This is a genomic window from Corynebacterium sp. NML 150383 (assembly GCF_002285085.1).
GTDB lineage: Bacteria > Actinomycetota > Actinomycetes > Mycobacteriales > Mycobacteriaceae > Corynebacterium > Corynebacterium gottingense.
Window position 1 is genome coordinate 164,962 of sequence record NZ_NSGK01000002.1, and the last position, 21,578, is coordinate 186,539.

Annotated in this window: 18 protein-coding genes; 11 read left to right on the forward strand and 7 right to left on the reverse strand. The window is 64.6% G+C overall.

The genetic code is table 11. The features are described from left to right. Nucleotides 1-25: 25 nt before the first annotated feature. The 6 genes from CKJ85_RS02790 (at nt 26) to CKJ85_RS02815 (ending at nt 10,949) form a co-directional block, all read left to right on the forward strand. Nucleotides 26-964 carry a DUF3068 domain-containing protein gene (locus CKJ85_RS02790; protein ID WP_095553363.1) on the forward strand — a complete coding sequence of 313 codons (939 nt, stop codon included), beginning with the start codon at nt 26-28 and terminating at the stop codon, nt 962-964. A gap of 407 nt (nt 965-1,371) precedes the next feature. Then, nucleotides 1,372-4,869 (forward strand): DNA-directed RNA polymerase subunit beta, encoded by a 3,498-nt coding sequence (locus CKJ85_RS02795; RefSeq protein WP_095277996.1) that lies wholly within the window; start codon nt 1,372-1,374, stop codon nt 4,867-4,869. Between the two features lie 110 nt (nt 4,870-4,979). Continuing rightward, the gene (locus CKJ85_RS02800) at nt 4,980-8,978 is read left to right on the forward strand and encodes a DNA-directed RNA polymerase subunit beta' (protein ID WP_095277994.1); all 3,999 of its coding nucleotides are present in this window, start codon (nt 4,980-4,982) and stop codon (nt 8,976-8,978) included. Nucleotides 8,979-9,112: 134 nt separating this feature from the next. Continuing rightward, nucleotides 9,113-9,757 carry a hypothetical protein gene (locus CKJ85_RS02805; protein WP_133065236.1) on the forward strand — a complete coding sequence of 215 codons (645 nt, stop codon included), beginning with the start codon at nt 9,113-9,115 and terminating at the stop codon, nt 9,755-9,757. Beyond that, nucleotides 9,754-10,260, forward strand: a complete 507-nt coding sequence (locus tag CKJ85_RS02810; protein WP_133064902.1) for a hypothetical protein — start codon at nt 9,754-9,756, stop codon at nt 10,258-10,260. The genes CKJ85_RS02805 and CKJ85_RS02810 overlap by 4 nt, the downstream gene beginning before the upstream one ends. Further along, complete coding sequence (locus tag CKJ85_RS02815) at nt 10,257-10,949, forward strand: hypothetical protein (RefSeq protein WP_095553365.1); 693 nt, start codon at nt 10,257-10,259, stop codon at nt 10,947-10,949. Before CKJ85_RS02810 ends, CKJ85_RS02815 begins: the two co-directional genes overlap by 4 nt. Here the strand turns inward: CKJ85_RS02815 and CKJ85_RS02820 are convergent. After that, the gene (locus CKJ85_RS02820; protein ID WP_095553366.1) at nt 10,889-12,214 is read right to left on the reverse strand and encodes a hypothetical protein; all 1,326 of its coding nucleotides are present in this window, start codon (nt 12,212-12,214) and stop codon (nt 10,889-10,891) included. The genes CKJ85_RS02815 and CKJ85_RS02820 overlap by 61 nt on opposite strands. A 244-nt stretch (nt 12,215-12,458) precedes the next feature. On the opposite strand from CKJ85_RS02820, the gene rpsL reads away from it, so the two are divergent. The 5 genes from rpsL (at nt 12,459) to CKJ85_RS02845 (ending at nt 18,045) form a co-directional block, all read left to right on the forward strand. Next, the gene (gene rpsL, locus CKJ85_RS02825; protein WP_076598032.1) at nt 12,459-12,830 is read left to right on the forward strand and encodes a 30S ribosomal protein S12; all 372 of its coding nucleotides are present in this window, start codon (nt 12,459-12,461) and stop codon (nt 12,828-12,830) included. Nucleotides 12,831-12,836: 6 nt separating this feature from the next. Then, nucleotides 12,837-13,304 carry a 30S ribosomal protein S7 gene (gene rpsG, locus CKJ85_RS02830; RefSeq protein WP_095277982.1) on the forward strand — a complete coding sequence of 156 codons (468 nt, stop codon included), beginning with the start codon at nt 12,837-12,839 and terminating at the stop codon, nt 13,302-13,304. Nucleotides 13,305-13,561: 257 nt separating this feature from the next. Further along, complete coding sequence (gene fusA, locus CKJ85_RS02835) at nt 13,562-15,685, forward strand: elongation factor G (RefSeq protein WP_095553367.1); 2,124 nt, start codon at nt 13,562-13,564, stop codon at nt 15,683-15,685. Between the two features lie 364 nt (nt 15,686-16,049). Further along, complete coding sequence (gene tuf / locus CKJ85_RS02840) at nt 16,050-17,240, forward strand: elongation factor Tu (RefSeq protein ID WP_095277977.1); 1,191 nt, start codon at nt 16,050-16,052, stop codon at nt 17,238-17,240. A 112-nt stretch (nt 17,241-17,352) separates the two neighbouring features. Continuing rightward, nucleotides 17,353-18,045 carry a hypothetical protein gene (locus tag CKJ85_RS02845; protein WP_095553368.1) on the forward strand — a complete coding sequence of 231 codons (693 nt, stop codon included), beginning with the start codon at nt 17,353-17,355 and terminating at the stop codon, nt 18,043-18,045. Nucleotides 18,046-18,069: 24 nt separating this feature from the next. Here the strand turns inward: CKJ85_RS02845 and CKJ85_RS02850 are convergent, their stop codons facing one another. From CKJ85_RS02850 to CKJ85_RS02875, 6 genes are all read right to left on the reverse strand, one after another. Further along, on the reverse strand, nt 18,070-18,630 hold the full coding sequence (locus CKJ85_RS02850) for a hypothetical protein (protein ID WP_095535283.1): 561 nt from the start codon (nt 18,628-18,630) through the stop codon (nt 18,070-18,072). Then, on the reverse strand, nt 18,627-19,373 hold the full coding sequence (locus CKJ85_RS02855; RefSeq protein ID WP_198947135.1) for a hypothetical protein: 747 nt from the start codon (nt 19,371-19,373) through the stop codon (nt 18,627-18,629). The genes CKJ85_RS02850 and CKJ85_RS02855 overlap by 4 nt, the downstream gene beginning before the upstream one ends. Continuing rightward, nucleotides 19,357-20,340 (reverse strand): Asp23/Gls24 family envelope stress response protein, encoded by a 984-nt coding sequence (locus CKJ85_RS02860; protein WP_095535284.1) that lies wholly within the window; start codon nt 20,338-20,340, stop codon nt 19,357-19,359. The genes CKJ85_RS02855 and CKJ85_RS02860 overlap by 17 nt, the downstream gene beginning before the upstream one ends. Next, a complete protein-coding gene (locus tag CKJ85_RS02865; RefSeq protein ID WP_095277968.1) occupies nt 20,340-20,540 on the reverse strand; it encodes a hypothetical protein in 201 nt (66 codons plus the stop codon). The genes CKJ85_RS02860 and CKJ85_RS02865 overlap by 1 nt, the downstream gene beginning before the upstream one ends. Before the next feature lie 87 nt (nt 20,541-20,627). Then, complete coding sequence (locus tag CKJ85_RS02870) at nt 20,628-20,930, reverse strand: hypothetical protein (protein ID WP_095535285.1); 303 nt, start codon at nt 20,928-20,930, stop codon at nt 20,628-20,630. Between the two features lie 2 nt (nt 20,931-20,932). After that, complete coding sequence (locus CKJ85_RS02875) at nt 20,933-21,445, reverse strand: Asp23/Gls24 family envelope stress response protein (protein ID WP_095535286.1); 513 nt, start codon at nt 21,443-21,445, stop codon at nt 20,933-20,935. Between the last annotated feature and the right edge of the window lie 133 nt (nt 21,446-21,578).

The following is a 21,578-nucleotide window of genomic DNA, read 5'->3' on the forward strand; positions in this document are numbered from 1 at the left end:
AGCTGTGTCCACTACACTTTGGCCCATGCTGCCTAAATCCAGGATTCTCTCCGCGCTCCTCGTGGGTCTCGGCATCGCGCTCGTGGTTGCCGGCCTGCTCGCGCCGCGCTTCCTGCTTGGCGACGCCCGCCTGCCCCTCGACCTCGCGCACACCACCTGGACGCTTCGCGACGACGACGGCACACGCGAAGGCGAGCCTGCCCCGGTGACCCGCCAGCTCCATATGGAGGTACAGGACCCCTCGAATGACGACGTGGCGAGCGTGCGCATCGGCGATACCTTGCGTGCCGGCACGGCCGGTTCGGACTTTGACAACCTCGTTACCGCGTCCACCTGGTCGATGGTGCTGGACCGTGCCACCGGCCAGGTGGCCTTGCCTGCGCAGGTGTCCAGTCAGATGGCGATGCCTGCGACGGAGGTGCCCGTGGACGGGCCCTGGCTGAAGCTGCCGTCCGACGTGCAGCAGCAGGACTACAACGTGTTCGACCCGCAGCTGCGGGGGAGTGCGCCCGCGCAGTTTGCCGGCGAGGAAGAGATCGGCGGCCGCACTGTGTATACCTTTACCCAGCGCATCGAGCCGACGAACTTAGCGCTGCGCTACGCCGACGCCTTGAATGCCAGCACCGCCGAGGTCGGCGAAGGCGAGGATGCTGACAGCGTGCGCACCTTCCGCAACTACGCTGCGGACCGCGAAATTCACGTCGACCAGGTCACCGGTCTTGTGGTTGGCATGAGAGAAAAGGTCGACATCTTCTACGCCGACGGCAACGGCGAGCACCCCACCAACGTCATTACCTACGACGCCGCGATGTCGCCGGAGGATACCGAGGCGATGGTGGCCCAGCTCTCCCGCGTGGTGCCGCAATCCGTATCGCAAAAGGTTACGTGGGGTACCATCGCGCTCGGCGCGTTTGTCGCCCTGTTTGGCCTGGTCGGCGCGTTCCGTCCCGGCCGCGCCCGCTAGCCGGGTGTCGCGGGGTTGCCGAGTTAGCAACCTCTGGTGGTAGGCTTCCCCGCAGCGACGTCACCGGTGAGGTTTCCGGTGCAGGGGCAAGCTTATCGACGGCACCGCTTTCGCTCCGACGACGCGCAGGCGACACGGGGGTGTGTCTGCTCTTTACAAAGCGTGCACTGTGCTATAGGCTAAGGCGTTGCGCTGGAAGCCGTCTCCAGTGAAGTGCGCGAGCCTTGCATGAGGCGCCCGTCGGAAAGCCTGTGTGAGCAGGGGGTATGTCGAAGGGTGCTGATTTGACAAGGTGATTTTGTCATCTCTGGGGGCGGGTCTTCCGAAGCAGACCGAAATGCTAACTTACCCAGCGGAAATGCCGGTTGTTTACAGAGCCAGAGTAAATAGCGTGGCGTCCGCCCTAGGTGCTGGAAGGACCCAACTTGGCAGTCTCAAACCAGACCATGTCAATGGCTGATATTCCCGGGGCCCCCGAACGTTACTCGTTCGCCAAGATCGCTGAGCCGATCACCGTCCCGGGTCTTCTTGATGTACAGCTTGAATCTTTTGCGTGGCTCGTCGGTACGCCTGAGTGGCGCACCCGCGAGCAGGAGCTGCGCGGCGAGGACGCCCGCGTGGCCAGCGGCCTGGAGGACATCCTGGAGGAGATTTCTCCGATCCAGGACTACTCCGGCAACATGAGCCTGACGCTGTCCGAGCCGCGCTTCGAAGATGCGAAGTACACCATCGAGGAAGCAAAAGAGAAGGACATTAACTACTCCGCGCCGCTCTACGTGACGGCGGAGTTTATTAATAACGATACGCAGGAGATTAAGTCCCAGACCGTCTTTATTGGCGATTTCCCGCTGATGACGGACAAGGGCACCTTTATTGTCAACGGCACCGAGCGTGTCGTCGTCTCCCAGCTCGTGCGCTCCCCGGGCGTCTACTTTGACGAGACGATTGATAAGTCCACCGAGCGTCCGCTGCACGCCGTGAAGGTGATCCCTTCCCGTGGTGCGTGGCTGGAGTTCGACGTGGACAAGCGCGACACCGTCGGTGTGCGCATTGACCGTAAGCGTCGTCAGCCGGTGACCGTCCTGCTGAAGGCGCTCGGCTGGACCGAGGAGCAGATCAAGGAGCGCTTCGGCTTCTCCGAGCTCATGATGTCCACGCTGGAGAACGACGGCGTGGCCAACATGGACGAGGCCTTGCTGGAGATCTACCGCAAGCAGCGCCCGGGCGAGCAGCCGACCCGCGACCTCGCGCAGTCCCTGCTGGAGAACTCCTTCTTCCGCCCCAAGCGCTACGACCTGGCCCGCGTTGGCCGCTACAAGGTCAACCGCAAGCTGGGTCTCGGCGGCGATCACGATGGCCTGATGACGCTGACTGAGGAAGACATCGCCACCACGCTCGAGTACCTCGTGCGCCTGCACGCTGGCGAGACCGAGATGACCTCCCCGTCCGGCGAGCTCATCCCGATCAACACCGACGACATCGACCACTTTGGTAACCGTCGCCTGCGCACCGTTGGCGAGCTGATCCAGAACCAGGTCCGCGTCGGCCTCTCCCGCATGGAGCGCGTCGTGCGCGAGCGCATGACCACCCAGGATGCGGAGTCCATCACGCCGACCTCTCTGATTAACGTGCGTCCGGTCTCCGCTGCGATCCGCGAGTTCTTCGGTACCTCGCAGCTCTCGCAGTTCATGGACCAGAACAACTCCCTGTCCGGCCTGACGCACAAGCGTCGTCTGTCCGCGCTGGGTCCGGGCGGCCTGTCGCGTGAGCGCGCCGGCATCGAGGTCCGAGACGTACACCCGTCCCACTACGGCCGCATGTGCCCGATTGAGACCCCTGAGGGTCCGAACATTGGCCTGATCGGCGCGCTCGCGTCCTACGCTCGCGTCAACCCGTTCGGCTTCATCGAGACCCCGTACCGCAAGGTCAACGACGGCAAGCTCGCGGACCAGATCGACTACCTCACGGCCGACGAGGAGGACCGCTACGCGATTGCGCAGGCGGCCACCCCGATGACCAAGGACGGCGAGCTGACCGGCGAGCGCATCGAGGTCCGCCTCAAGGACGGCGACATCGGCGTCGTCGGCCCGCAGGGCGTTGACTACCTCGACATCTCGCCGCGCCAGATGGTCTCCGTGGCAACGGCGATGATTCCGTTCCTCGAGCACGACGACGCGAACCGCGCCCTCATGGGTGCGAACATGCAGAAGCAGGCTGTGCCGCTGCTGCGCTCCGAGGCTGCGTACGTGGCCACCGGCATGGAGCAGCGCGCTGCTTACGACGCTGGCGATACCGTCATCTCCCCGCTCTCCGGTGTCATCGAGACCGTGACCGGTGACTACATCACCGTGCTGGGCGACGACGGCACTCGCGACACCCAGCAGCTGCGTACCTTCCACCGCACCAACCAGGGCACCTGCTACAACCAGACCCCGATCGTGTCTGCTGGTCAGCGCGTCGAGGCTGGCCAGGTGATCGCGGACGGCCCGGGCACGAAGAACGGCGAGATGGCGCTCGGCCGCAACCTGCTCGTCGCCTTCATGCCGTGGGAAGGCCACAACTACGAGGACGCAATCATCCTCAACCAGCGCGTGGTGGAGGAGGACATCCTCACCTCCGTGCACATCGAGGAGCACGAGATTGACGCCCGCGACACCAAGCTCGGTGCCGAGGAAATCACCCGCGAGATCCCGAACGTGTCCGAGGACGTGCTCAAGGATCTCGACGAGCGCGGCGTGATCCGCATCGGCGCTGATGTGCGCGACGGCGACATCCTCGTGGGTAAGGTCACCCCGAAGGGCGAGACCGAGCTGACCCCGGAGGAGCGCCTGCTGCGCGCCATCTTCGGTGAGAAGGCCCGCGAGGTCCGCGACACATCCCTGAAGGTGCCGCACGGTGAGACCGGCAAGGTCATCGCGGTCCGCCGCTTCTCCCGCGAGGACGACGACGATCTGTCCGCAGGCGTGAACGAGATGATCCGCGTCTACGTCGCGCAGAAGCGCAAGATCCAGGACGGCGACAAGATGGCAGGCCGCCACGGCAACAAGGGCGTTGTGGGCAAGATCCTGCCGACGGAGGACATGCCGTTCATGGAGGACGGCACCCCGGTGGACATCATCCTGAACACGCACGGCGTGCCGCGTCGTATGAACATCGGTCAGGTCCTCGAGGTGCACCTGGGCTGGCTGGCCAAGGCCGGCTGGACCGTGAACCCGGATGACCCGAAGAACGCCGCGCTGCTGGAGACCCTGCCGGAGCACCTTTACGACGTCCCGCCGGAGTCGCTGACCGCAACGCCGGTGTTCGACGGCGCGTCCAACGAGGAGATCGCAGGCCTGCTGGCAAACACCAAGCCGAACCGCGACGGTGACGTGATGGTCGACGGCCAGGGCAAGACCCGCCTCTACGACGGTCGCTCCGGTGAGCCGTACAAGTACCCGATCTCCGTCGGCTACATGTACATGCTCAAGCTGCACCACCTTGTGGACGAGAAGATCCACGCCCGTTCCACCGGTCCGTACTCCATGATTACGCAGCAGCCGCTGGGCGGTAAGGCCCAGTTCGGTGGCCAGCGCTTCGGCGAGATGGAGGTGTGGGCAATGCAGGCGTACGGCGCTGCCTACACCCTGCAGGAGCTGTTGACCATCAAGTCGGACGACGTGGTCGGCCGCGTGAAGGTCTACGAGGCGATTGTGAAGGGCGACAACATCCCGGATCCGGGTATCCCGGAGTCCTTCAAGGTGTTGCTCAAGGAGCTGCAGTCCCTGTGCCTCAACGTTGAGGTGCTCTCCACGGACGGCAGCGCCATGGAGCTCGACGGCGACGACGATGAGTTTGACCAGGCCGGTTCCTCGCTGGGCATCAACCTCTCGCGAGACGAGGGTTCAGCGGCGGATACCGTCTAGGCGCCAGGTGGGCGTCGATAAGCACTTGTGCTTGCGGCGCCCTGAATGAAACGAGAAGAAACTATCCACACGCAATCCTCCCCAGCTGGGGGAGGTGAAAGGGAATTTACGTGTTTGACGTAAACCTCTTCAACGAGCTTCGCATCGGCCTGGCCACTGCAGAAGACATTCGTAAGTGGTCCCACGGCGAAGTGAAGAAGCCGGAGACCATCAACTACCGCACCCTCAAGCCCGAGAAGGACGGCCTGTTCTGCGAGCGCATCTTCGGCCCCACCCGCGACTGGGAGTGCGCCTGCGGTAAGTACAAGCGCGTCCGTTACAAGGGCATCATCTGCGAGCGCTGCGGCGTCGAGGTGACCAAGTCCAAGGTGCGCCGCGAGCGCATGGGCCACATCGAGCTCGCCGCTCCCGTGACCCACATTTGGTACTTCAAGGGCGTCCCGTCTCGCCTGGGCTACCTGCTTGACCTCGCTCCGAAGGACCTGGAGCGCATCATCTACTTCGCCGCCAACATCATCACCAGCGTCGACGAGGAGGCACGTCACAACGACATGTCCACCCTCGAGGCGGAGATGCTGCTGGAGAAGAAGGAAGTCGAGGAGGACGCCAACTCCGAGATCGCCGAGCGCGCACACAAGCTGGAGGAAGACCTCGCCGAGCTCGAGGCTTCCGGCGCGACCGCCGCTGCCCGCAAGAAGGTGCAGCAGGCAGCCGACAAGGAAATGACGCACATCCGCGAGGCCGGCGAGCGCGAGGTCGAGCGCCTCGACGACATCTGGCAGACCTTCCAGAAGCTCGCCCCGAAGCAGATGATTATCGACGAGGTGCTCTACGAGGAGCTCGTCGACCGCTACGAGGACTACTTCACCGGCGGCATGGGCGCTGAGGCAATCCAGACGCTGATCCGCAACTTCGACCTCGAGTCCGAGGCCGAGGAGCTGCGCACCATCATCGCTGAGGGCAAGGGCCAGAAGAAGGTCCGCGCGCTCAAGCGCCTCAAGGTCGTCGCTGCGTTCCAGCGCTCCGGCAACGACCCAGCCGGCATGATCCTGGACGCGATCCCGGTGATCCCGCCGGAGCTGCGCCCGATGGTGCAGCTGGACGGCGGACGCTTCGCCACCTCCGACCTGAACGACCTGTACCGTCGCGTGATCAACCGCAACAACCGCCTCAAGCGCATGATTGACCTCGGCGCGCCCGAGATCATCGTGAACAACGAGAAGCGCATGCTGCAGGAGTCCGTGGACGCGCTGTTTGACAACGGCCGCCGCGGCCGTCCGGTCACCGGACCGGGCTCCCGCCCGCTGAAGTCCCTGTCCGACCTGCTCAAGGGCAAGCAGGGCCGCTTCCGCCAGAACCTGCTGGGTAAGCGCGTCGACTACTCCGGTCGTTCCGTGATTATCGTCGGCCCGCAGCTCAAGCTGCACGAGTGCGGTCTGCCAAAGCTGATGGCGCTCGAGCTGTTCAAGCCGTTCGTGATGAAGCGCCTGGTGGACAACCAGTACGCGCAGAACATCAAGAGCGCGAAGCGCATGGTGGAGCGCCAGCGCCCCGAGGTGTGGGACGTGCTCGAAGAGGCCATTTCCGAGCACCCGGTGCTGCTCAACCGCGCACCGACCCTGCACCGCCTGGGCATCCAGGCCTTCGAGCCGAAGCTGGTCGAGGGCAAGGCCATCCAGCTGCACCCGCTGGCGTGCGAGGCGTTCAACGCTGACTTCGACGGCGACCAGATGGCAGTCCACCTGCCGCTGTCCGCAGAGGCACAGGCGGAGGCCCGCGTACTGATGCTGTCCTCCAACAACATCCTGTCCCCGGCGTCCGGCAAGCCGCTGGCAATGCCGCGCCTGGACATGGTGACCGGCCTGTACTTCCTCACCATGCTGAAGTCCACCGATGAGATCGGCGGCGAGGGCGCCTACGCGCCTGCCGACGAGAACGGCCCGGCACAAGGCGTCTACTCCTCCTACCGCGAGGCGATCATGGCGTACGACCGCGGCGTGCTCGGCCTGCAGGCCCCGATCAAGGTCCGCATCGACCACCTGCGCCCGACCGTTGAGGTCGAGGAGGAGCAGTTCCCGGACGGCTGGACCAAGGGCCAGGCATGGATGACCGAGACGACGCTCGGCCGCATCATGTTCAACGAGCTTCTGCCGTTCAACTTCCCCTTCCAGGAAGGCGCCATGGTGCGCAAGGGCGGCGGCGCCGGCAAGGTGCTGCTGGGTGACATCATCCAGGACATGGTGGAGAAGTACCCCATGATCACCGTCGCGCAGACGCTGGACAAGATGAAGGACGCCGGCTTCTACTGGGCAACCCGTTCCGGCGTGACCATCACCATGTCTGACGTGCTGGTGCTCCCGAACAAGACGCAGTTCCTCGAGCGTTACGAGAAGGAAGCCGAGGAGATCGAGCGCAAGTTCTGGGAGAAGGGTGCGCTTACCGAGGAGAACCGCTACGACCGACTGGTTGAGCTGTGGCAGGACGCCACCAACAAGGTCGGCCAGGCCGTGGAGGACCTCTACCCGGACGACAACCCGATTCCGATGATCGTGAAGTCCGGTGCTGCCGGTAACATGCGCCAGATCTGGACCCTGGCCGGCATGAAGGGCATGGTCGTGAACTCGCGCGGTGAGTACATCACCCGCCCGATCAAGACCTCCTTCCGCGAGGGCCTGTCCGTGATGGAGTACTTCAACAACTCCCACGGTTCCCGTAAGGGCCTGGCCGATACCGCACTGCGTACCGCGGACTCCGGCTACCTCACCCGTCGTCTGGTGGACGTGGCGCAGGACGTCATTGTCCGCGAGCTGGACTGTGGCACCCACCAGGGCGTCAAGGTCCCGGTGGCAGAGGCCGCTGGTGACGCCTTCGTCCGCCATGACCTGGTGGAGACCTCCGTGTCCGGCCGAGTCCTGGCCTCCGACGCGAAGGACTCCGAGGGCAACGTCGTCTTCGAGGCCGGCACCGAGCTGTCCGAGGAGCGTATCGACGTGCTCGTGCAGAAGGGCGTCGCCGAGGTCAAGGTCCGCTCCGTGCTGACCTGCCAGACCCCGACTGGCGTCTGCGCCAAGTGCTACGGCAAGTCCATGGCGTCCGGCCAGCTGGTGGACATCGGCGAGGCCGTCGGCATCGTCGCTGCACAGTCCATTGGTGAGCCGGGTACCCAGCTGACCATGCGTACCTTCCACCAGGGTGGTGTCGGCGGCGACATTACCGGTGGTCTGCCGCGTGTCCAGGAGCTGTTCGAGGCCCGCGTGCCCAAGAACTGCGCGCCGATCGCGTCGGTCGCCGGTACGGTCTCCCTGGAGGACGAGGGCAACTTCTGGACCCTCACCATCCACCCGGACGACGACTCCGACGACGTGGTGTACGAGAAGCTGTCCAAGCGCCAGGGCCTGGCCCAGGTGCGCCGCCCGATGGAGTCCAACCCGGACGCCATGATCGAGCGCTCCCTGCGCGAGGGCGACCACGTCGAGGTGGGCGAGCGCCTGCTCCGCGGTGCCGCAGACCCGCACGACGTGCTCGAGGTCCTCGGCCGTCGCGGCGTGGAGAAGCACCTCATCGACGAGGTGCAGGCCGTGTACCGCACCCAGGGTGTGTCCATCCACGACAAGCACATCGAGATCATCATTCGCCAGATGCTGCGCCGCGGCACGGTCATCGACTCCGGCTCGACCGAGTTCCTGCCGGGCACGCTGATCGACCTCTCCGAGGCACGCCAGGTCAACGCCGCCACCGTGGCGGACGAGGGCCAGCCGGCGGAGATGCGCTCCGAGATCATGGGTATCACCAAGGCCTCACTAGCTACCGAGTCCTGGCTGTCGGCCGCCTCCTTCCAGGAGACGACCCGCGTGCTCACGGACGCCGCGATCAACAAGCGCTCCGACCAGCTCATCGGTCTGAAGGAGAACGTGATCATCGGTAAGCTGATCCCGGCCGGTACGGGCATTTCCCGCTACCGCAACATCCAGGTCAAGCCAACCGAGGCCGCGCGCTCCGCGGCGTACTCCATCCCGAGCTTCGGCGAGGGCATCTACGGCGACGAGGGCTACGGCGAGTACACCGGCGCCTCCGTCCCGCTCGACGAGTACGGCATCGACCAGATCTAGCCTTCTGGCTGTTAGCTAGGTCTGCTCACCAACCGGCCCGGCTCCTCCGCAACTGTGCGGTAGGGGCCGGGCCGTTGGCGTCGATAAGCACGCGTGCCGAGCGCGCCTGCGGAAACTCTGCTTAGATTCCAGGTGTGAGCGAAGTATCGTCGACACCAGCGGCGAAAGGCCCCCGGCCATTTGCTGGATTGGCCAAATCGGTCGCGGCTGACCTTGGCACCCGGACCAACGCGACCCTCGCGGCGCTGCTCGCGGTTGTGGGCATCACCGGTGTCAGCGGCGGACTGGAAGCGGCCCCGCCCGAGGGCCTCACCGTGGCCGCGGCGCCGAGGGGCACCGGTGCGCTCGCGCAGCCTGCCGAGTTCACGGCTGCACCGTTCGAGATCTCGGTGCGGCGCACCTATACGCTTGGCGACGCACGCGTGGTGGAAATGCGACTCACCAACACCGCCTCGCGGCCTGTCCCTGCGCCGCAGTTCCTCATGGCGTTCGCCCTCGAGGACTCGCATCTTGGCCCAGAGGAGCAACCGGACATGAGAGCCGCGGTCGTACGCAAGCACAGCGCGGAGGCGCTCACCGAGGTTGCGCCATCCGAGGCGATCTCGCCCAACCCTGGCGTGCCGCTGGATGTCGCGCTCATCTTCCAAGGCCCGAGCGGCACGAATGCCGCGGAGGCGGACACGCTGGTGATCACGTCGCTGGAGTACCGTACCTCCTTCCTGGACGGGGCGAAGGCCTGGCTGACCAAGGACCGTGCTGCGGAGGTGAGCCTGCGGTGACGACGGTACCGCGCCGAATAGTGGCGACCGCGGCGGCGCTGGCCCTGCTCAGCCTGGGCGGCCTCATCCGCGAGCAGCTTCCCGACGCGCAGGACCGGGCCTTCGCGCCGTTTGACTACGGCGCCGAGGCACCGAAGATCGGGCGGGTTGATGGAGTCCACACCATTACCGCCGATGCGATCAACGGCGTGCCAACGCACGCCCGCTGGCTGGTCGTGGATTTTACCCACACACCCGATACTGGCCAGGTACTCGAAGGGCAGATCAAGGCTACCGACGGCACGCTCTACGGACCCGCGAACCACCTCGCGTCGTCGTGTGGCACCCTGTACCCGCAACTTCCTACGCAGTGCACCCTCGTCTTCGAAATGCCGGCAGAGCAGATTGCGGGGGCGAGGCTGTTCTTGCACCCGTCCGCCACGCAGATGGCGCCGCGGGTGGTGCTGGAGCTCGGCGAACCAGTCGAAGCCGGAAACATCAGCAGGGAGGGGCTCACGCTATGAAACTTGCCTGGTGGGCTGCCGCCCCGGTGGCGATCGGGTGCATGCTGGCGGCATCGTCGCAGCCGTACTTCGGGATCTATCGGCCGTGGTCCTGGACCCAGGAGCAACGCATCGGGGCCGGCACCCCGGGCTCGTTTGACCTGCCCATCGATGGCCTCGTGGAGGGGGAGGGGAGCGGGCCGCCGCGCCGCACCGCTGAGGTGGAGGTGATCGGGTTCCAACGGGTCGAACACGAGGAAGAGATCGGGCTCGATGCGCCCGACGGGTTTGCCATCTGGGCGCTACTCACCCAGTGGCGCGCACCGGAAGACTCGGTGCTGTCCCACTGCCGCATGTGGGCGACAGGCTCGGACGCGCGTGACTACCAGCGCACGGATCAAATCTTCGGCGAAGTGGTGAGTGACATGAGCGCCCTGCACAGCTGCACCCCGCCGGGCGAGGGCGGGCCGGCGACGGAGTCGGTGGACCTCCGCACCGCTACGGTCCGCGTTGTCCAGGGTGACCCGCGCCCGGAGGAGTGGCGCAAACTCATCCCCATCGCGATGCCGGAGGGCGTGCAGCCGGAGCAGCTCCACCTCGGGTGGAACGAGCCCGACTACGTCACCCTCGACCTGCCGGAGCCGAAAAACTACGTGGACGACCCGGAGTCCAAGGCGAGAGACGCATCGGGATCTGCGGCGGGCGAGTAGGAGCGGCGCAGGAAGAAGTCGAGCCCCGAGGCGATCAGGCACACCACGAGCAGCAGGTACGCGGCGCGCGCGACGATGAGGATGTACGCAGCGATGACTTCGCTGACAAGCGCGTCCTGTGGTCCCACGATGGCGCGACCCACCTCGACCACGCCCAACTCGACTCCGGCGGCGAGCATGAACACGATGCAAAACATCACCATTGGCACGATGCCTGCCTTGGCCAGCGTGCGAAGGCCGCTCCACGTGGTCTTCAGCGGCCCGGCGATAGGCTGCATCGCCTGGTTGGCAACGTACTTGGCCTCCTTTTCAACCACGTGGCGTGCCCGCCTCCTGAAGCGCTGCGAGCTGTCCGCAGCTTCGGCGTCCGGCGCCGCTTCCTTCTCCCGGCTGGCAACCAGCGACGTGCCAAAGACCACTGCGCCGAGGGTGAGCCACGCGACCGGAATGGTCACCAGCTGGTTGATCACCGGTAACGCCTCCGCCAGCCAATCCCAGGCGCTGGCGAGGATGCCTGTGTGCTCGGCAATGCCGTCCTTCAGGTCCACGTAGCGGTCGTACGCGGGCGCAATTCCCCGTCTGCTCAGCGCCCAATCCTGCACGTCTGCGAGCTTGTTGGTCACAAATATCGATACGGTGGACATCCACAGCACGTCGAGGTAGGCGGCGAGATAGGTGAGGCCGAGACCGCGCTCTGCCAGCGCGAAGTAACCAATAATCTTGCGCAGCACGATCGTCACCGCAATGAGGGCGAGCAGGGATGCGGTGCCGTCGACGAACACCCGGCTAAAGTCCGCGGCAAAGCCCTGGTTCATGAATTCGTCGTTCGTGGCGGCGCGGCGGAACGCGGCGAGGTCCTCCTTAAGCATGCCGTGCGTGGCGTACACAGTGAGAAACGAAATCAGCATCCCGCCCGCCGAAAACAGGCGCGTGCGTGACGACGTCTCCTCCCGCCCCGGAATCGCCCGGGAGAGGAAGCGGAGCGACGGGCGGAGGAACCACAGGGCGTAGATCAGTGCGACCATGACGGAGAGCGGAGCAAGCGGCATCACCAGGCTGGCCCCGACCTTGCTGAAGTTGGAAATCCACACCGCGAGCCAGATCACGGCTTGGCGTCCCGTCAGGCCCAGGCAGACACACGTGATGAGCTGCGGGAGGTGCCGGAGGAGGAGACCGGCGGCGCGTACGGGAATGATGACGGACTCGGCTGCGATCTCGCGCGCAGACTGGGAGAACTCACCCGGCGGTGAGGTCGTGGTCGACATGCTTGCAGTGTAAATGAGGAGGCGTCGGGTGGCTCGTCGATAAGCGATTTGCTCTTGTGACGCGGGGTGATGTAGCTTGAATGAGGTTTCGCTCGCGATAATTCGCGTGGCGGAAAGATACGAACTCCGTGCGGCTGCGCGCTCGCGGTCAGGTAGTTCATGCACACGGCAGGGCCCCGAAAAGAGCCCCCATTTTTGCATGTACGGCCACCTTAGCGCGCACCGCTTAACAGAAAGAGCGTGAATGCCTACTATTCAGCAGCTGGTCCGCAAGGGCCGCCACGATAAGAGCAAGAAGGTGGCTACCGCTGCGCTGAAGGGCTCGCCCCAGCGTCGCGGCGTGTGCACCCGCGTGTACACCACCACTCCGAAGAAGCCGAACTCGGCACTGCGTAAGGTCGCCCGTGTGCGCCTGACCTCCGGCATCGAGGTTTCCGCATACATCCCGGGTGAGGGCCACAACCTGCAGGAGCACTCCATGGTGCTCGTGCGTGGTGGTCGTGTGAAGGACCTCCCGGGTGTCCGCTACAAGATCATCCGCGGCGCACTGGATACCCAGGGCGTCAAGGACCGTAAGCAGGCTCGTTCCCGTTACGGCGCAAAGAAGGGACAGTAATCAGAAATGCGTAAACAGCAAGCTCCGAAGCGTCCCGTAGTCAAGGACCCGGTTTACCAGTCCGAACTTGTTACCCAGCTGGTGAACAAGGTGCTGCAGGACGGCAAGAAGTCCACCGCCGAGCGCATCGTCTACGGCGCACTCGAGGCGTGCCGCGAGAAGACCGGCACCGACCCGGTTGGCACCCTGGAGAAGGCCCTGGGCAACATCCGCCCGGACCTCGAGGTTCGTTCCCGCCGTGTTGGTGGCGCGACCTACCAGGTCCCGGTTGAGGTCAAGCCCGGCCGTTCCAACACCCTCGCACTTCGCTGGATGGTGACCTTCACCCGCCAGCGTCGTGAGAACACAATGGTCGAGCGCCTTGCTAACGAGATCCTGGATGCATCCAACGGTCTCGGTGCTTCCGTGAAGCGTCGCGAGGACATGCACAAGATGGCCGAGGCCAACCGCGCCTTCGCCCACTACCGCTGGTAATCACCGGCGCGCACGGTTTTCTATGACACCCGGACGTCAGCTGCCGCAACTGCGTAGAAGCAAATTGAATATCTGCTTCGTGCATCGTTGTTGTGCAGTTGCGTCCGGGTGTTTTTTGGAATGACCGACGCGACTCACCCTGCCATTTGATGAAAAAGGTGGCAGAATTGACAAAGGAAATTATTCGCCATAGGCGCCCGCTGGAGATTCCCCCGAGTCTGCAGAGCGTCGACGACTTTTAAGTTGGGGTATTAACTGTGGCACAAGAAGTGCTTAAGGATCTGCACAAGGTCCGCAACATCGGCATCATGGCTCACATCGATGCTGGTAAGACCACCACGACCGAGCGTATTCTCTTCTACACCGGTATCAACCGTAAGGTCGGCGAGACCCACGATGGTGCCTCCACCACTGACTGGATGGAGCAGGAGAAGGAGCGCGGCATCACCATTACGTCCGCTGCCGTGACCTGTTTCTGGGACAACAACCAGATCAACATCATCGACACCCCGGGCCACGTCGACTTCACCATCGAGGTTGAGCGCTCCCTGCGTGTTCTCGATGGCGCCGTCGCCGTCTTCGACGGCAAGGAGGGCGTGGAGCCGCAGTCCGAGCAGGTGTGGCGCCAGGCCGCTAAGTACGACGTTCCGCGTATCTGCTTCGTCAACAAGATGGACAAGATGGGTGCGGACTTCTACTTCACCGTGGACACCATCATCGAGCGCCTCGGCGCTAAGCCGTTGGTTCTGCAGCTGCCGATCGGCGCTGAGGACGACTTCGACGGTGTTGTCGACCTGATCGACATGAAGGCCATCACCTGGCGCGGCAAGGTCGAGACCGGCGCTGAGCCGACCATTGAGGAGATCCCGGAGGACCTCAAGGAGAAGGCAGAGGAGTACCGCGAGAAGCTGCTCGAGGACGTCGCTGAGTCCGACGAAGAGCTCATGGAGAAGTACTTCGGTGGCGAGGAGCTCACCAAGGAAGAGATCCAGGCTGCCATCCGCAAGATGACCATCAGCACCGAGGTCTTCCCGGTTCTGTGTGGTACCGCATACCGCAACAAGGGTGTTCAGCCGTTGCTCGACGCTGTCGTGGCTTACCTGCCGAACCCGCTCGACATCGGCGAGATCCAGGGCCACGCTGTCGGTAACGAGGACGAGGTCCTCACCCGTAAGCCGTCCGTGGAGTCCCCGTTCTCCGCTCTGGCTTTCAAGATTGCTGCCCACCCGTTCTTCGGTCAGCTCACCTTCACCCGCGTGTACTCCGGACAGGTTGTTCCGGGTACCGAGGTTATGAACTCCACCAAGGGCAAGAAGGAGCGCATCGGTAAGCTCTTCCAGATGCACGCCAACAAGGAGAACCCGGTTGAGCAGGCAGATGCCGGTAACATCTACGCCGTCATTGGTCTGAAGGAAACCACCACCGGTGACACCCTCTGTGACAAGGATGACCAGATCATCCTCGAGTCCATGGACTTCCCGGACCCGGTTATCAAGGTCTCCATCGAGCCGAAGACCAAGGCTGACCAGGAGAAGCTGGGTACCGCTATTCAGAAGCTGGCTGCCGAGGACCCAACCTTCACCGTTGAATTGGATGAAGAGACCGGCCAGACCGTTATCGGCGGCATGGGCGAGCTGCACCTCGACGTTATGGTTGACCGCATGAAGCGCGAATTCAAGGTTGAGGCCAACATCGGTAACCCGCAGGTTGCTTACCGTGAGACCATCCGCAAGAAGGTCGAGTCCCTGGACTACACCCACAAGAAGCAGACCGGTGGTTCCGGCCAGTTTGCAAAGGTCATCGTCACCATCGAGCCGTACGATCCGGATCCGGAGACCCTGGAGGAGGGCGAGTCCGCGACCTACAAGTTCGAGAACGCCGTCACCGGTGGCCGCGTTCCGAAGGAGTACATCCCGTCCGTCGACGCTGGTATCCAGGACGCGATGCAGTACGGCTACCTGGCTGGCTTCCCACTGGTGAACATCAAGGCCACCCTGGAAGACGGTGCCTACCACGAGGTCGACTCCTCCGAGATGGCCTTCAAGATGGCCGGCTCCCAGGTGCTGAAGGAAGCAGTTGCGAAGGCAAAGCCGGTGCTGCTCGAGCCGCTCATGGCCGTCGAGGTCGTGACCCCGGAGGAGTTCATGGGCACCGTCAACGGTGACATCAGCTCCCGTCGTGGCCAGGTCTACGCAATGGAGGACCGCTCCGGCGCGAAGGTCGTCAAGGCAAAGGTGCCGCTGTCCGAGATGTTCGGCTACATCGGCGACCTGCGCTCCTCCACCGCCGGCCGCGCGAACTTCACCATGGTGTTCGACTCCTACGCTGAGGTTCCGCAGTCCGTCGCACAGGAGATCATCGACGAGCGCAACGGCAACTAGTCGATCGCCCCTGGCACCTTCCTCGGACGGTAGCTCCGCGTGCCAGCGGAGGTACCGGCTGATGGGGGAGGCGCTCCCGCCAAAGGGGTAACGGCTGGGCTGAGTCACCGCACAGCTCGGAAGGATCCGTCGAGGGTCGTCCGCAGACTGTGGGTGTCTGAGCCGGCCGTTACTCACTTGGTAGATCCGGGTTTTTCGGGTCGACCGGTTTGAAAAACGGTCACCAAATATCTAGGATCATGTAACTGGCACATTGTGAAATGGTCATTGCCCTCGGTATCGTGTGAACGGGGCCGGGGCAGGGCAAATGTAAACTACGTGGCTGCGAAGGTCGTAGCCACCATGAAGTCCAGGAGGACATACAGTGGCAAAGGAAAAGTTCGAGCGCAGCAAGCCGCACGTGAACATCGGCACCATCGGTCACGTCGACCACGGCAAGACCACCACCACCGCCGCAATCACCAAGGTGCTCGCTGACGCTTACCCGGAGGAGAACAAGGCCTTCGCGTTCGACGCGATTGACAAGGCTCCGGAGGAGCGCGAGCGCGGCATCACCATCAACATCTCCCACGTGGAGTACAACACCCCGAAGCGTCACTACGCACACGTTGACGCCCCGGGCCACGCCGACTACATCAAGAACATGATTACCGGCGCTGCTCAGATGGATGGCGCTATCCTCGTCGTCGCTGCTACCGACGGCCCGATGCCGCAGACCCGTGAGCACGTGCTGCTCGCTCGCCAGGTTGGCGTCCCGTACATCCTCGTTGCACTGAACAAGTGCGACATGGTTGACGACGAAGAGATCATCGAGCTCGTCGAGATGGAGGTCCGCGAGCTGCTGGCCGAGCAGGAGTTCGACGAGGAAGCTCCGATCGTGCAGATCTCCGCTCTGAAGGCTCTCGAGGGCGACGAGAAGTGGGTCCAGTCCGTCATCGACCTGATGGAAGCCTGCGACAACTCCATCCCGGATCCGGAGCGCGAGACCGACAAGCCGTTCCTGATGCCGGTTGAGGACATCTTCACCATCTCCGGCCGCGGTACCGTTGTGACCGGCCGTGTTGAGCGTGGCGTCCTGAACATCAACGACGAGGTCGAGATCATCGGCATCCGTGACAAGGCCACCAAGACCACCGTCACCTCCATCGAGATGTTCAACAAGCTCCTCGACACCGCTGAGGCTGGCGACAACGCAGCACTGCTGCTCCGTGGCCTGAAGCGCGAGGACGTTGAGCGTGGCCAGGTTGTCATCGCACCGGGCGCTTACACCCCGCACTCCAAGTTCGAGGGTTCCGTCTACGTCCTGTCCAAGGACGAGGGCGGCCGCCACACCCCGTTCTTCGACAACTACCGTCCGCAGTTCTACTTCCGCACCACCGACGTTACCGGTGTTGTGAAGCTGCCGGAGGGCACCGAGATGGTCATGCCGGGCGACAACGTCGACATGTCCGTCGAGCTCATCCAGCCGGTCGCTATGGACGAGGGCCTGCGCTTCGCTATCCGCGAGGGCTCCCGCACCGTCGGCGCTGGCCGCGTTACCAAGATCCTCGACTAATTCAGTCGCTGATCTGGTAAACACCAGAGCATAAGCAAAGGGCCACCACCCCGCGAGGGGAGGTGGCCCTTTTCGCGCGCCCGAATTCAGCGCCTGATTAGACTCTGCAACTGTGCACAACGACCCAACCCGCATCCCCACCCTCCTCGACGCGCTCCGAGACACGTGGGAGGGCCAACCCGACTTGTCGCTCTCCGCGCTGATCGGCGTGCTGCAAAACCGGGGAGCCTCCTACGGCACCACGGACGAGGAACTCTTGGGGCTGCTCCGCGAACTCGAAGCCGAACACCCCGCGCTGCTGCGCGAGCTCCCGGAACAACCCGTGCTGATCACCACCGAGGGACCCGCACACGAAGTGAGCATGGACGGCAGTACCGTGGTGGTGCGCTCAAGCGCGAACCCGGATCAGACGCCCAGCGTGTGGAAGTTCGCGGCGTTTCGGCCCGTGGGGCCGGGCAGGCCGCTCGTTGTCGAGGACACGGAAGGGTTCCAGCACCGTCTTGGCGTGGTGAGCCTCGTGACGGTACTGGACGCGCAGGAGGCGCCGGAACTTGTGGGGCTGGAGCGCGGGGACATTGGCGGTACCCGGTGGCTCGTTGCGCTCGAGGACGGCGCACGTGCCGTGCTGGGTCAGCGTCTGCGTGTGTGGCGGCCCGAGGGGCGCCGCGCGACGGCTCGCGAGGAATTGCGGTGGTCGCGGATCCTGCGGTGTGCAGTGGGGGAGGACATGCAAATCGCCCCAGGAGGCGGCGCGGGGCCGGCCTCGCTGGGGCGAGTGACGCAGATCGTGCTGCTGGAGGTGTAGGAGCCGGTCCAGCGGCACGGGGCGCTACGCGACGATCCTATCCAGGTGCAGCTGCCACACCGTGTCAATCTCCATGGTGTGGTTGGCCAGACGGAAGTCCTCGTCGGCGGCTTCGAGGAACCGCGTGACGTCGTCAAGCGAATAGCTCGGGGACGCAGTGACGGTGAAGCGCGCCGTGGGGCGGTTGCCCACAACGGAGACCTTGCTGCGGGCCTCGGTAACCATCTCGGACTTTTCCAGGAACGCGCAGGCGGCGTCGGCGACGCGGGCAACGTTGATTGTGCTGTCGCCGTGCTGCGAGTCCGCGGACATGATCTCGCGGGTGCTGAACGCGCGGCTGCGAATGTTGGCCAGGACGAACCATGCGCCAAGAATCAGCAGAGCGACGAACGCGATGATCAGCGCCGTGCGGTACCAGGACTCGTCGGGCGTTGTGCCCAGCGATTCGCGGTCGAAGCGGTTGAGGTACTCGCTCACGTAGGGGATTTCCCAGTAGTAGGCCACGGGGATGAGCCCCGCGACCAGCAGGAGCAGGCCGACGAGGAACACAACGAGTCGGTCGAAGAAGGACAGTGTCTTGCTCATCGCTGAACCCCCTGGGTCTGCTGGGAAATCTCTGCGGCTGATTCCGGCGTGGCGTACGCGTCGGCAGCGCTGCCGGTCTGGTTGCCCGCACTCGCCGTGCTGGTCGAGGCGCTCTGCTGCTTCGGCGTGACCTTGACGCTGATGGCGGGCGGGGTGGTGAGCCGCTGGAATTCGCCGGACAGCACCGAGGTCAGGCGCTCCTGGAGCGCGGCACCGGAGCCGTCGTCCTCGACTTGCACGCGCAACTTCTTGCGGTCCGCACGGGACTGGATACGAGCGTTGCCGACCTCGGCGCGCGTGGTGTGGGTCGCCTTGCGCGCGATGTCCACCGGGCGGGTCCAGATGGACGCCGGCGAATCAACACGCACGTGCGTGCGTCCCCTGGGCACGAAGGCGTAGACGATGAGCACGAGACCGATGATGGCGATGATGATGCCCACCGTCACGGCAGTGACGTCCATGGTGGCGCGGCCGACAAACTCGAAGACCGGGCGCAGCCACGAATCGTCGGAATTACCGTTCTGGAAGAAGTACCACAGGTCGCGGCCGACCACCGCGGCGAGCGCAAGCAGGATCAAACCGATCAGCAGGGTGAGCCAGCGGACAGCGGGGTTTGCCCGCGGCTCGTCGCCCGGGTGCGGGCCCGCCGGGTGTGCGGTGGGCTGCACGGTCTGGGTGTGCGGCTGGTCGACCGGTGCTGTGGCGTCGTAAGCCGGCGCGGAGGTGCTATCGGGTGCGGTCATACTTATTCACCACCGGTGTAATAGAGATCTGTTTCAGCGGTTGCGGGCGCGGCGCTCGCGGGCGGACGACGCGCTGCGGCGTCGGGACCTGAGGCTCGCGCAGCGGCGTGGCGTTGACCGTGACCTTGCGCAGCGGGCGCGCCGGCCGCGTCTCCACCTTCCGCAGGCGCAGCGGGGCGGCGGTGATCTCGGTGAGCCTGCGGCGAGGCGGCACCTCGGTGCGGCGCACCGCTGCGGGCTCCGGCACCCGCACGCGCTTGAGCTGCGTGGAGTTCACGGTGAACGGTGCTGGCACGCGCGGCTCCGGGGTGCGCGGGGACCACGGCTGCGCAGGAGCAGGCTTATCGACGCCCCTGAGCCCCGGCCCCGCGGCCACAAAGCCCTTCGTCTGCACGTCCATCGGTTTCGGCGCGCGGATGGACCTCGCGGTGGGTTCGGCTGGCGCGTGCACCGACTCGACCTTCGTCGGGTGCGGCGTGTTGAACTCCCACATGTCGTCCACGAGGGAACGCGCGTGGATGGCCTTCAGCGGCTGGCGCTCCCGCGTCACAGGAGAGGTCACCTTGAGCTGGTTGACTTTGATCGGCGTCGGGATGGCAAACGCGGAGTGGCTTGCCACGTCGTCCCACGTCACGCGCGAGTTCAGGTCCTGCGCCTCCACGCTGGAAACGGACACGTTGACGCGCGAGACGTCCAGACCGGTGAGGGTGCGCACGTGGGAGATCACGGTGGCGCGCACGGCGTCCGTGATGGCGGCGATCGGCGCGGGGTAGGCGGTAGCGATCTCGGCTTCGATTGCCGCGACACCCGATTGTCGGTCGAGGTGGACATCAATTCTGGGGAAGCTGCGGCCGGCCAGTCCGGCGAGCTTCGCATCCACCGCGAGGGTGCCGGGCACCGACGAAGCCGCCACCTCGGCGACGCGCTCAACTGAGCGCTCGCTGATGTGGTAGAACGTCGTACCCATTAGCTGCGGCCTTTACCCGAGCTCGTGCTCAGGATCTCGGCGATGTCGAGGCGGCCGTCGAGCTGCGCGCCGATGACGCCACCGACGATGGTGAACAGCAGCAGCCACAGCAGGCCCAGCCATCCGCCGAACATGACGAAGAATGCGATGACCACGCCGATGATCACGCCGGCCAGCGTTTTATTGGAAGAAAGATTCATATCAATACCACTTTTCGGGGATTAGCGGCCGTGCGCCCCCGCGGGTGGCGGGGCGGCGCTCAGCCGCAAGAGACGAGATCCGGGTGCCTACCGTGCGTCGGCCACGACGACGTCAACGAACGGGAGGTCCGTCGCGCCGAGTACGGCGGAGCGGACATCCTCGGCTACTGACTGAATGTCGCGCCCCGACGCCGTGTCGAAGACGATGTGCACTTCGATGCCGCGGTCGTCGTTGCGGTCGACCTGGCGCAAGCCGTCGATACGGGCCTTAGGCAGCAGGAGCGCCACCTCGCCGACGCGGCCATTGTCCAGAGCGGCGACGCCGGGAACACCGAGCGCACTGTCGCGGACGGCTTCCCCGACCTCAAGGGTGATGGGGGTCCGCGCCATAACTACTGACCCAGCGCCTGGTTGTTGGACTGGAATGCAGCGTCCTCGTTGTCGGACTCGTCCTCCTGCTCCGGCAGGTGCACGTCGTGCACGGTGACGTCGACGCGGTCAACGATCAGGCCGGTCATGCGGGTCAGCGCGACGGTGACGTTCTCGCGGATCGCGTTCGCCAGCTCGTGGATAGCCACGCCGTACTCAGCGATGATCGCCACGGCGACGGAGGTGTGACCGTCCTCGACAGCCACGTTGACGCCCTGCTGGACGTTGGTGGAGGAGGTCAGGGACTCGCGGACCGCGCCCCACATACGGGCAGCGCCGCCGCCCAGGTTGTACACGCCGGAGACCTCGCGTGCAGCGATGCCGGCGATCTTGCCCACGACGTTGTCGTCGATGACGGTGGAGCCGGAGTCGGACTCCAGGTTCTCGTTGCGCGGACGGGTCTGCTCGGCGTCCACGGCGGTCGAGGTGGAGTCGGTGGGGGCAGGGGTGTTCTCGTTCAGAGTGTGATCGGCCATGACTGGTCCTTCCTTCACTGCGTTTTGTAGCTGTAGAAAAATCGGCCCGTTCCACCTGCGTACAAGCGATGAACTGATGGATGAGCGGGCTCAGCAAACAAGGGTACACATTTTCCGCGCCCCGGCTCCGGGC